We start from the raw sequence: 12,857 nt of genomic DNA on the forward strand, positions 1-12,857 counted from the left end.
CGGTTACCTGTGTATACGTTAGCAGGTTACAGGGATAGATTATTTGTAATGTTGTTGTAACCTGTCTACGTACTCCTCTTTAGGACCATAAAATGTGTTCATAAAATATTGAGGAGACCTTTGAAGACAACAGGCAATCCATCCGGACAGGAGCCACTGGAATTTCAGACTTTTTACCAGGAACACCTTGGTATGATTTATCGCTATGTCTATAGCAAAGTAGGAAATCGCCAGGAAGCAGAGGACCTCACGACACAAATATTTATGAAAGCCATTCGCAACGTAGATATTGAGCGTGGACAAGCGAGCATACAGACCTGGCTCTTTCAGGTTGCACGGACGACGATTGCTGACTATTGGCGTCAGTATTATCGTGCAGAAGTACGATCCCTGGAAGAGTTACTGGAAGCTGGCTGGGAAGGACCTGTAGAAGAGCAGGGACCGCTGGATAACCATGCTCCCGAAGAGTTGATACAGGCAATCTTGCTGCTCTTGCCTGAGCAGCAGAGAGAAGTGTTGAAATGTCGTTTTCTGCTTCATCTTACCATTAAAGAAACGGCGATCCGGATGAATATCACAGAAGCCAATGTCAAGGTAACACAGTTTCGCGCGCTGAAACGTGCCGCGGAACTTGAACCGATCATAAAAAAGTTCTAGCATAGAGTGGATAAATACCGGGAGTATAATCATGGCAGGTGAAGATCAGGAGCGGCTTGAGGATTATCTAGCACTGGAAAACTACATCGAAGCCCTCCGCGCTGGCAAAGTAGTCCATCCTCCAGCAAACCTGACGCTAGAACAAGCACGTATCTATCAGATGGCAATCCTTTTTCATGCCGCGACCCACGATGATGCGGAGCCACGTCCAGAGTTTGTTGATGATTTGCAGTCCCAGATTCTGGCAATGAGCACCCAACCCCAGGTGCCACAGCCAGAATCATCCGATTTATCCAGGCAGAGTCCTGTACCAGTTGATAACACTATAGCAGCGAGCAGAAAAGCAGGAACGCCCCAACCTGTGCAGTTCGTTTCACGTCGCCGCATCCTGACAGGCGGCGCGATTGCGGCCGCCTCATTGGTTATTGGTACTGGCATTGGCGCTGGTATCGAGAGCCATAACCAGCCTGCTGCTGCACCACCTCCACCGCTACCTGGCAACACAGATCAACGGCTACAGATGGCTGAGGGTACACCGACCAGATGGCATTTTGTAACCACGCTCGCGGATTTAGGCACGACGGCCGTGCGCTTTACATCCGACGCTATCGTGGGCTATGTCCTGCGGACGACAGATGCCAGAGCCGCGGACAATCCAGAGCATGTGATTGCCCTCTCGGCTGCCTGTACCCATAAAGGCTGCCTTGTTCAATGGAAAAACACTGAGCGCCACTTCTTGTGTCCCTGCCATGGTGCCATATTTGATGCTCTGGGAACCCAAAAGACCACTGACTATGCCTATACACTGCCACCTTTGCCCGATTTAAATACAAAAATCGAAGACGGCAAAATATACGTAGAAGTTCCACGTTAGCCAAGCGATGAGCATAGAGCAGCAGCCCTGGTCTTAACCGAAACGTATTAATTGCCAGGGCTGCCAGTACTATGTACCTATGTTTAGCACATGGCAATTTGGAATGGAAGTTAGTGGACGAGATTTGTATTGTATTGCGACATGTGAAGCTCAGAATAGCTTTTATTTTACTTATTATGGAGATAGATGCTTATACTAGAATCGTCCGTATCGATAAAAATTGAATATATCTGCATTGAAGTTTATTTGTGTATTGCGTATACTCTTATTTAGAGATATATCTATCCAAATGTGGCAAATGGATTATATTTCTCTTGTCTTTCTTTTCTTCATGAGGAGTCTGTTCTTCGTCTGGAGAGAAGTATAGCTTTTTTCTTTATCTTTACCAGGGAGAAAAACAGGACAATCTTTGAGGATTTTGTCTTTTTTTTTCTTTCCCAGCAGCGAACAGAAGGAGCTAAGCTGTGAAAAGAGTCTACATGACAACCGGTCTTGCGTTTGTGCTAATCACTATCGTATTTTTTGCGGCAAGCGCGACCAACTTTGGTACTCAGGCATCTGCTCAGAGTCCAAAGCCAATGAAAGCAAAAGCATTTAAGCATGCCTGTACCCAGGCTAAAGCTGGTTATGCTGCCTGTCGGGCGTTGCAGTCAACTACAAGTGTGGCAACGCCAGCAAGCCAGACACAGGCAGGTGTAACTCCTAATGCTCAGGCACCAGGTGCAAGCGCCCCTTATTCGCCAGCCAACCTGGCCGCTGCCTACAAGTTACCAACAAGTGCCAATGTTGCCCAGACAGTGGCGATTGTGGATGCATATGATGATCCCAATGCTGAAAGCGATCTGGCTACCTATCGCTCGCATTTTGGTTTGCCTGCCTGTACATCCAGCAATGGCTGTTTCAGAAAAGTAAATCAGAGCGGTGGCACCAGTTATCCCGCAGCCAACAGTGGCTGGGCGGGTGAAATTTCACTGGACGTCGATATGGTGAGCGCGATCTGTAATCACTGCAAAATCCTGCTGGTAGAGGCGAACTCTAGCAGTCTCAGCGATCTGGGAACTGCTGTCAACACAGCTGTAAGCCTGGGGGCTAATGAGATCAGTAACAGTTATGGTGGAAGCCAGTCGAGCAGTGATACGTCTTCCTGTAACGCATACTATAACCATCCAGGTGTCGCAGTGACAGCCAGTTCTGGCGATGGCGGACCTGCGGTCGAATCACCAGCCGATTGTCCGCATGTGGTCGCGGTTGGTGGAACAAGCCTGAATAGCAATGGGTCTGAAACAGCCTGGAATACCAGCTCGACTGAGGGCGCTGGCGGCGGTTGTAGCTCCTACATTACGCGACCAGGCTGGGAGAATAATACTCTGACTGGTTGTGCGCAGCGTGCGGTAGCAGATGTTTCAGCGGTCGCTGATCCGAATACCGGTGTATATGTCTACGATAGCTATCAGTCAGGCGGCTGGTTGCAGTATGGTGGAACCAGTGCTTCTTCACCCATCATCGCTTCGGTGTATGCGTTGGCGGGTGGCGTTTCCGGTGATGCCGCCAGTATTCCCTGGAATAAACGCGCCAATGGTTGTCTCTTTAGCGTAGGTGGAAAATCCTATGCATATCAGACAGGACTTGGCTCACCGAATGGCACCGGGTGCTTCTAATTTCATGACTCAGCCCGAAATGTCAGGGCGAGCTGGTTAGCGAGGACCTCCTGGACGAGATTGTGTTCACTGAAATACGATCCTCTTCCGGGAGGTCTTTTGTGTAGAGCCGGAAAGTCTGGTTTTCGCGGTGAATTTAAACGTTACCTGTGGAGTTGAACATGTCAGCATGTCTTGATGTAAATGTATAGAAGTACGGTATCCTTGACTAATTGAATAATTGGATGTTATGTTTAATATCAGTAATGATTTTGTGGCCGACAGTCGGTTTGTCAACTATATTGCTGGTCGTTTCTAAGGTAGAAATAACTGGAAATAATCATTGAGAAATGATAGTTGTTTTCTATTTAAGCTTTGCCTGTCTTGCCGAACAACTATCGCGATTTTCGATTTCCAAGGAAGGAAAATTGTATGTCTTCTCTTATTGAAGGCCTCAAGGCAAAAAAAGTATGGAAAGCCAACGTTGTTGTTCTGCTGGTCCTTCTTCTTAACGCAGCACAATTGACTGGAGCCATACCTGCCAGAGCCGCTGGCACTCCTCCCAATGTTAGTGTAAAAGTCCACTACTCGCGACCAGATGGTATATATGATACCTGGAATATGTGGATGTGGACCGTGGATACCGCTGGTACAGGTCATAATGGCGCAAGCTATAACTTCAATTCTCAAGACTCCTATGGCGCTGTGGCTGACCTTTCTATTCCTGCTGACACCGGTCAGACCGTGCCGACTGGTCAAGTAGGCTTTATCGTACGCAAAGGCGACTGGGAAGCCAAAGACATTGATACCAACCGCTTTATCAATGTTGCTGCTGGTCAGAATGAAGTCTGGCTTGTTTCCGGAGATGCGAATGTGTACACATCATTAAATGATGCTCTGGAAGCGAAAAAGCCACGCGTGTCTAATGCCTTTTTAGAGGCCCCGAAAACGGTGGTTGCCAGGTTAAGCACCCCGATTACTTTTCCCTATGCAGCCTCAGATGTCACCGTCACTGACACGACAACCAGCAAGAGCATTCCTGTCAGTAGCGTTGCCCCTCAGGACGGAAACACCAGCAAGCCATCAGATCTGGTAACCATCACCCTGGGTGTGGCACCCGATGTGACGCATAAGCTGGAACTGGCACTGAAAGACATCAAAGCTAATGTGATTACCCCACGCAATGTGCTGAATGATGTCGCGTATACCTATAAGGGTACCGATCTGGGAAATCACTTTACGCCTTTCTTTACCACGTTCCGTCTCTGGGCTCCGACCGCCTCTGATGTACATGTGCAACTCTTTAATAGCGAGAGTGGAGCGATGACCAAATCTATTGCTCTGCACAAAGCTGGAAAAGGCACCTGGGCAGGTCTGGCCTTTGGCAATCTGAAAAACTGGTACTATCTATATCAGGTCACCGTCCTGGGCGATACCCAGACTGCTGTAGATCCCTATGCGACCGCGATTGCCGTGAATGGCACCCGAACCATGATCGTTGATCTCGATGACACTAATCCTACAGGTTGGAGAGGTGACCACCATCAGACCCAGGTGCATCCTGAAGATGCGGTCATCTATGAAGTCCACACACGTGACTTTACCATCAACCCGAACTCGGGTGTTAAAAACAACGGTAAGTTTCTTGGATTTACCGAGAAGAACACCAAAGGTCCAGATGGCGTCTCAACTGGCGTTTCAAGCCTGAAGGACCTGGGCGTCACCGATGTCCAGATCATGCCAGCCTATGGTTTTGCCAGTATTGACGAGAATCGTTCCGACCAGTACAACTGGGGTTATGATCCACGCAACTATAATACTCCTGAAGGTGCATACGCTACCAATCCTCATGGCACCACCCGCATCACTGAATTTAAACAGATGGTGCAAAGTCTGCACAAACAGGGTATCGGTGTGGTTATGGACGTCGTTTACAACCATACGTTCAGCACCAAAATCTCAGACTTCGATAAAATCGTGCCTGGCTACTACTACCGCACAGATTTCTCTGGCGCTTACACCAATGGTTCAGGTACCGGTAACGAAATCGCGGCAGAGCGTCCAATGGTGCAGAAATTTATCCGCGACTCGGTCAAATATTGGGTAAATGAATACCATGTTGATGGTTTCCGCTTCGACCTGATGGCTCTGCTGGGTGTGGATACCATGACAAAGATTTCCCAGGACCTGCATAAAATCGATCCAGGTATCCTCATTCATGGCGAACCCTGGACCGGTGGCACTTCTTCCTTGCCTGCGGATCAGTTACTGACCAAAGGAAAGCAGAAGGGTCTCAAGCTGGCCGTTTTCAATGATAATCTGCGCAACGGACTCGATGGCAACGTTTTTGATCACAGCGCCCAGGGCTTCGCAACGGGTGCGACCGGTCTGACCGACGTGATTAAAAAAGGCGTAGAGGGCAGCATCAACGATTTCACTGCCTCTCCAGAAGAAACGATCAACTATATTACCAGCCACGACAACATGACGTTGTGGGATAAGATTGCTGCCAGCAATCCCAATGATAGTGTAGCGGATCGCATTAAGATGGATGAACTGGCCCAGGCTGTCGTTATGACCTCACAGGGTGTGCCATTTATGCAGGGTGGCGAAGAAATGCTACGCTCAAAAGGTGGAAATGATAACAGCTATCAGGCCGGCGATGCCGTCAACCAGTTCGACTGGTCACTGAAAGCTCAGCATAAAGATGTTTTCAGTTACTATGCGAACTTGATCAAATTGCGCACCAGCCATTCCGCCTTCCGCATGACAAGCGCGGATCAGATCAAACAGCATCTGGCCTTCCTGGACAGCCCGGCCAATACTGTCGCTTTCATGCTGAAAGATCATGCCAACCACGATGCCTGGAAGAATATCATCGTTGTGTACAACCCGAACAAAACCGCAACTCAGGTTGCGCTTCCCAATGGAAATTGGAAAATGGTTGCTACCGAAAACCAGATTGGACAGAAAGTACTCGGTCAGGTAACTGGCAGTGCTACTGTTGCGCCAATCAGTACGATGGTGCTCTACCAGAACTAAGTGGCCTCTATATAATCTCAGGTAGCGGGAAGATCAAATGGTTCTCCCGCTATCTGCTCCGCAGAGCCGCTTCCTTCAGTCCTGTTTGACCCCAGGCGCAGGGAAGTTACAGCGCAACGTGGAGAGGATCGTGTTAGCTATCCCACTATTGACACTTTCCTGTAATGCCAAAGCGCTGGTAGATGCACATATCTATCAGTAGTAGTTCCTTAATCCTTTTGCAGTTGTATTACTCGACGAAGAAAATACACACATGGAGGACCTTTCCAATGACCGGAAAAGGATTTCTGCTCCGCTTGAATCAGCATAGGCGCTTATCTACTATTTATGCTGGTGTAACCCTGGTACTGGTAGCTATTCTTGTGACCGTTGCTGTGCTGGCATTTACTCCAGCCAGACGTGCTCAGGCCCATAGCGCACAGGATTGGACAACGCGTTCCATTTACTTTATTGCCACGGACCGTTTTAGTGATGGTGATACCTCAAACGATAATTATGGTGGTTTCAATACCAACCGGTCCGATCCCACGGCCTGGCATGGTGGTGACTTCCAGGGTATCATTTCACATCTTGATTACATCAAGAACATGGGCTTTACCGCCATCTGGATTACGCCTGTGGTGATGCAGCATGATGCTCATGCCTATCATGGCTACTGGGGCTATGATTTCTATTCGATTGATGGCCACCTGGGAACGATGAGTAAACTTCAGGAACTGGTGACGCAGGCCCACAATCGGAATATCTGGGTGATGCTGGATGTAGTCGCCAACCATACCGGCTACTATAACTACAATACCCCAACCTTCCCTGATTCCGCTGATTACCATCACAATGGTAATGTGGCCGACTACAACAATCAATGGGATGTTGAGAACCAGGACGTCGCGGGTCTCAACGACCTGGATCAGAGCAACTCCTATACACGTTCAACCTTGCTCAATAATGTGAACTGGTTGGTCAATACCACTGGTGTGGATGGCTTGCGTGTAGATACCGTCAAACACGTGCCCAAGGATTTCTGGAAAGCTTACTCACAGAGTGCCGGTACCTTTACCATTGGTGAAGTCTTCAACGGTGATCCTGGCTATGTTGGTGATTACACCCACTATCTGGATGCCACACTGGACTATCCAATGTACTACACCATCCATGATGTCTTTGGTCAGAACAAGTCAATGTACAACATCAGTAGTCGTTACAGTTCTGACTACCAGTATCGTGATCCAAACACCAATGGCGTCTTCATTGACAACCATGATGTTGACCGCTTTCTCTGCGATGCCAGCGGAAATCCATCAGCCACCTGGGATAAGTGGCCCCAGTTGGAGATGGCACTGTCATTTAGCTTCTCCAGTCGGGGTATCCCCATTATGTATTATGGAACCGAACAGGGCTTTAATGGTTGTGCCGACCCTGCGAATCGCGAGGACATGTTCAACTCATTCAGTACCACTAGCACCCTCTACAATTATGTTGCCAAACTGAATCAGGCCCGCAACCTCAATCCTGCGGTCCAGAACGGCTCACAACATGAGAAGTGGGTTGACGATACATTCTACGCCTTTGAGCGCGAAAAAGGCACCAACAATGTGCTGGTCGCCCTCAACAATTCCTGGGGAGTCGTACGGTTACCATCCCTAATCTGGATAATTTCAGCAGTGGCCAGACCTTGCATGACGAATTAACCGGTACTGCCTACACGCTCTCAGGGAACAGCATTACCCTGACCCTCAACAGCCACCAGGCTGTTGAATTAACCAATCGCTACTAAACAGGGCTTGTTCTTCTCGTAAAGAAGCAGCCACCGAACACCTCTGTTCGATGGCTGCTTCTTTTATACACGTTACCTGCGCTACGTGAGCACATAGAAATAAGAAACCTCCACAATAATGCAAAAATAAATTTGCTGTATGTAGCTATGCATATGAACATTTTATTGATGCATGTTACATATAGTGTAGTTATATATATTTTGTGGAAAGTGTGATGAACGGTGAAAAGACCAATATTGTTTGCACTCCATAGCTTTTTAGTTTTGTTGTGCTGTGTGAGTGTTATTTTTTTCTGCTGTCAAAGCTCACAAAAAAGCTATCACGCCCATGCGGATCCGCCTCTGTTTAATCCCCCTGTCCCTTATACTGTAGGATCTTATCCTGCTGGGGTTGTATCAGGAAATTTTATGGGAAATGGTTTCCAGGATGTAGCGGTTACAAATGAGTTGGACGACTCCGTAAGTATTTTAGCAAACAATGGGTTGGGTGTTTTTACCGCTCAATCCCCCATTTCAGTAGGTGTTAATCCTACTGGCATCGTGCAGGGAAATTTTATGGGCCAGGGTCATTTGGATCTGGCAGTCGCAAATTTAGGAAACAGCACTTTTAATATTCTCGCTAATGATGGGCATGGTCACTTCACCTTGCAGCCCCCTTTGTCCACTGGAGATAGTCCTATCGGAATAGCAACAGGAGATTTTCGAGGTCTGGGTCGTAGCGATGTGGCAATTACGAACGAGTCAAGTAATACAGTCAGTATATTTTTCAATGATGGCACAGGACACTTTTCCGCTCCCCTTTCCGTTGCTGTTGGCCATGTTCCCGTTGGTATTGTCGTTGGTGATTTGATGGGGCAGGGTCATCAAGATATTGCAGTCTCCAATGGCAATGATGCAACTGTGACAATCCTGGCTAATAATGGTAGTGGTGGCTTTACTGCCCAAACACCTCCTACTCCAGTAGGGAACGCACCGCGCGAGATCGCCATTGGAAATTTGATGGGTCATGGACGTCAAGACCTCGCTGTAGTCAATGCGAACGACAACACGGTTAGTATTCTGGTTAATAATGGAAACGGTACCTTTAATGCTCAAACGCCACTTGCTGTTGGGTCCCTTCCTTTTGGGATCACAACTGGAAACTTTCATAATGCGGGGAACACTGACCTGGCAGTAACAAATTTATTGGATAGGACAGTGTCCGTCTTTCTCAATGATGGTAGTGGTGGTTATACACCTCAGACACCAATCGTTGTTGGATATAGTCCGCGTGGGATTGCCAGTGGGTATTTTACAATGCCAGGGCATCAAGGGCTTGCGGTTGCTAATTTTGGCGGAGACACGGTCAGCATACTTTTAAGTCCACAAGAAGTAACACCGACGCCGACACCAAGTCCGACGCCGACACCAAGTCCGACGCCGATACCAAGTCCGACGCCGACACCAAGTCCGACGCCGACACCAAGTCCGACACCGACGCCAAGTCCGACGCCGACACCATTTCCGTTGCCAGATGCGGCTGTTGCACTTAATCATGCGGGAGGACCAACCTTTTTTCCAGGGCAAACTGTGACTGCAACACTTCGCGTGTCTGCCTCAGCACAATCGGGCCGGATCTCAAATCCGTCTTCTATCCGGGTGGTTGATGTAATTCCGCTTGGTTTCAGTGGCGTATCGGTTGTGGGCACGAACTGGTCTATTATCACGACCGGGAGTACGAGTCCGCTTCTGATGTCTGCGACATATATCGGGCCGCCGCCATTGCTGCCAGGATCAGCACTACCACCCATTACGATTACAGGTAAAGTGAATGGTACTGGTGGTTCTATCCTGGTTCAGACCGCGACGGTGGGGATCGCGGGTGATCTCAACCCGAATAACAACCTTGCGACCGATATGCTGTTTATTGCACCCGGGCCATTTGACAGTGCTGATAAAAGCACCGCGCATATGCTGGGTTTTGGTCCCCCGATTGTCAGAGCAAACTTGCCAGGGAATTTGCCAGATGTAGCAGTGACCCAGATCCATCTCGGGGGATCTAATTTCTTTGTCGGACAAACTGTAACCTTTTTCGTCACTGTTTCTAATGCAAGTAAGCTGATCAGTATTGATCCAATGCTCTTACCAATTAACCTTAGTGAAGTTATTCCGTTGGGACTCAGCAATGTACATGCAGCAGCTACAAACTGGACTATTTCCAGTTCCGGCACTACAAGTCCCTTGTTGATCTCCGCGCAATATACAGGAACCAATCTCATTGCTCCTGGTTTGAGCTTACCAGTAATTAAAATTACCGGCGTTGTGACTGCCAGTGCGCCGCCACAACTGGTCAGTGTAGCTCAATGTGGGATCAGTGGTGATCTTGATCCTAACAATAACCTGGTTACAGACACTATTATTATCCTGCCAGGACCGATGAGAAACACCGCGCGTTCATTCTTGCCTGTTGTACCATCTTTGCTTTCGCAGGAAGAACAACAAAAATAATACGGCCATAGTTTCTTTTCCTGGAAAGGGTTGAGTTGTATTGCCAGGTTTTGAAGAAGGTGAAATAACTCTTTTAATGAGTTATTTCTCCTTCTTATGTTAAAAAAAGGTTATGCATTGATAATTAGACAAATTTCTGTTCGGGTTTCATATATATTATTAAGAGAATGACTCACTATATAAAGACCTGGCTAATACCCAGAGTATATATGTAGATGAGGGTCATTCATAAGAAAAGTAGAGAAAGGTTTTTTGCTTCATGAGAAATATAACTAACAGATGGATCATATGTTGTGTCTGTGCTGTGATCATTGGAGGCATGCTGATCATTGGTTCAACTATGATGCCCAGTGCAGCCCTGGCCGGACCTCGTATGTCGGCAACGGATATTTGTGGAGTTGGTACACCCTGTGCAACTGTAGTTATTGGTGGAATCCCAACCGTAGCACCCGGTAACTTCTCCTCCACTTTTGGTACGCCTACGTATAATAACGGTACAGCTATTACCACATCGCTACAAGATCAAGTTATTCCACTTAAATTCCCTAGCACCGTTACCGATCTACGTGGAACTGGAATAGGCTGGACTGTTCAAACGTCTGATGCAACTCCTGTTACTTTTAACTATCCATCTGTCGGTGGCACACCAGTAGCTTCACCTGTCACCTCTACTATGTCTCTAGATGCCACGAATCCGGTCTCTATCACATGTACTGGTGCTTCAAACTGTTCTTCGCCCTCTGCAATTACGAAGGCAGCTGGTGGATCGCCAATAGTGGTAGCTCCACTCATGTTGGCCGATGCAGGACTCGGAAAAGGAATTGGAGCTTTTAGCATCTCAACCCTTGCTAACTTTGTTTTGCCAGCGAGTGTCCCTGTGGATAACATCACTGGTGGAACATTTTCTGTGACTATTACGCAAGCTGGTGTATAAACGTTTTTCCATGTAATCGTACTGAAAAGGAAATCCGGATTTCTGATTTTCCTTTTCAGAGTGTAGTGAGTCGATGTAAGCCAGTCTGCACAGATATGTAATCTTCCTCTTTATTGTAAAGGGTATCTGACATGAGAATGTTCTCCGTCTTTCCAGGTTATCGATTTTTTCTTTATGTGGTGGTGGTGGTATTGATGGTGATGATGTCATTAAAAATGGTAACCAGCGTGAAAGCTGTGAAGGTGACCGATCATCAAGCAATGTTTAGTCTCATGCCTACCGTCTGGGATCGCCATGATCCGATCACCGCAGGCTTATTTATGTTTAAGACTCATCTTGCCAATCATCTTCATGCGAGCATCCTCGTGACCAATACCGGGAATGGCCGTGGTACGGTTAATCTCTATCCTGCGGATGCCTCTTCCGCGCCAACCGGAGGCGCATCTTTTAGTTCTCGTGACGCTGAGCTTACTGATGTCGGATCCTGGATAAAGTTGAGCAAGGAGAAAGTAACTTTGGATCCTGGTAAAAGTCAGAGCGTTCCCTTTGAGATTACTATTCCTGTGAATACTGATTCTGGTGAGCATATAGGCGGTATTATTGCTGAGGACGTTAAGCCCCTGGTCGCTCAAGCAAAAAAAATCCCCATTCATATTCGAGCGCGTTGGGCTGTCCCGATCGTGTTGACGCTTCCGGGTCCTACTCATGAAAAATTAATTGCAACGGGTATTTTACCTGATAGAGGGTTAGTATATCAGCATCTCATGATCGGGTTAAGCAATGCTGGAAATATACGAGTAAAAGCAAATGGTTCATTGCAGATCCTGGATGATCATGGTCACCTTATCCAGAAACACGCATTGCAATATGAGACTTTGTTGCCGCGGACAAGTATCCAGAATCGGTTTTATATTCAGCATAAAGCCCTTGGAGTTGGACACTATCAAGCTGTGCTCGACCTATACTATGGGCATAATAAAGTGCTGAAATATAGAACAGAATTTATCATTAAACCACCAGTAAAGGATCTCGGTGGTGCTATAGTAGCGCTGGTCAAACTTGGTGATACGGATGATCTCTGGAGTTTGTTTGCTCCCTGGCAGATAGCATCGGGTGCAGGTATCGGCTTAATTTTGCTGGGTTTCCTTGGTTATGGGCTTACCAAATTTTGTCTTAAGGTAAAGCACCAGCTTTCTCAACACCAGGAGCATTAATCCGTTTGTATTGTACTTATTCTTTACCAAAAGCATCGGAGGGTAGTTCCTTCGATGCTTTTTCGATCCATAATTACGAAATACTCCTATTGTGATATTGATGAGAATTCAATGAACTGGTATATACATATTGACATATACACCAGGTTTGGGTACACTTTTAGAAAAGGCAAAGGAGTAAGTGGCGATCTCTTAAAGCGACATACTATTTAAGGTGTATTTTATACATTGAATTTCT

Annotated in this window: 7 protein-coding genes and 1 pseudogene; all 8 read left to right on the forward strand. The window is 47.2% G+C overall.

All coding sequences use genetic code 11. From position 1 onward, the window contains the following. Positions 1-120 precede the first annotated feature (120 nt). The 8 genes and pseudogenes from KDW_RS26485 (at position 121) to KDW_RS26520 (ending at position 12,619) form a co-directional block, all read left to right on the forward strand. A complete protein-coding gene (locus KDW_RS26485) occupies positions 121-657 on the forward strand; it encodes an RNA polymerase sigma factor (RefSeq protein WP_151758924.1) in 537 nt (178 codons plus the stop codon). 31 nt (positions 658-688) lie between these two features. After that, the gene (locus KDW_RS26490; RefSeq protein ID WP_151758925.1) at positions 689-1,531 is read left to right on the forward strand and encodes a QcrA and Rieske domain-containing protein; all 843 of its coding nucleotides are present in this window, start codon (positions 689-691) and stop codon (positions 1,529-1,531) included. Positions 1,532-2,010: 479 nt separating this feature from the next. Next, positions 2,011-3,189 carry a S53 family peptidase gene (locus KDW_RS26495; protein ID WP_233097920.1) on the forward strand — a complete coding sequence of 393 codons (1,179 nt, stop codon included), beginning with the start codon at positions 2,011-2,013 and terminating at the stop codon, positions 3,187-3,189. Between the two features lie 411 nt (positions 3,190-3,600). Continuing rightward, the gene (gene pulA, locus KDW_RS26500) at positions 3,601-6,210 is read left to right on the forward strand and encodes a type I pullulanase (protein WP_151758927.1); all 2,610 of its coding nucleotides are present in this window, start codon (positions 3,601-3,603) and stop codon (positions 6,208-6,210) included. A gap of 422 nt (positions 6,211-6,632) precedes the next feature. Further along, positions 6,633-7,984, forward strand: a pseudogene (locus KDW_RS26505) (alpha-amylase family glycosyl hydrolase); the annotation flags it as partial. A gap of 408 nt (positions 7,985-8,392) precedes the next feature. Next, positions 8,393-10,471, forward strand: a complete 2,079-nt coding sequence (locus KDW_RS35345; protein WP_151758928.1) for an FG-GAP-like repeat-containing protein — start codon at positions 8,393-8,395, stop codon at positions 10,469-10,471. Positions 10,472-10,730: 259 nt separating this feature from the next. Further along, the gene (locus tag KDW_RS26515; protein WP_162005634.1) at positions 10,731-11,405 is read left to right on the forward strand and encodes a hypothetical protein; all 675 of its coding nucleotides are present in this window, start codon (positions 10,731-10,733) and stop codon (positions 11,403-11,405) included. Between the two features lie 131 nt (positions 11,406-11,536). Then, positions 11,537-12,619: a WxL protein peptidoglycan domain-containing protein gene (locus KDW_RS26520; protein WP_151758930.1), complete on the forward strand. Its 1,083-nt coding sequence runs from the start codon at positions 11,537-11,539 to the stop codon at positions 12,617-12,619. Positions 12,620-12,857 lie beyond the last annotated feature (238 nt).

This window comes from Dictyobacter vulcani (assembly GCF_008974265.1).
GTDB classification, from domain to species: domain Bacteria; phylum Chloroflexota; class Ktedonobacteria; order Ktedonobacterales; family Ktedonobacteraceae; genus Dictyobacter; species Dictyobacter vulcani.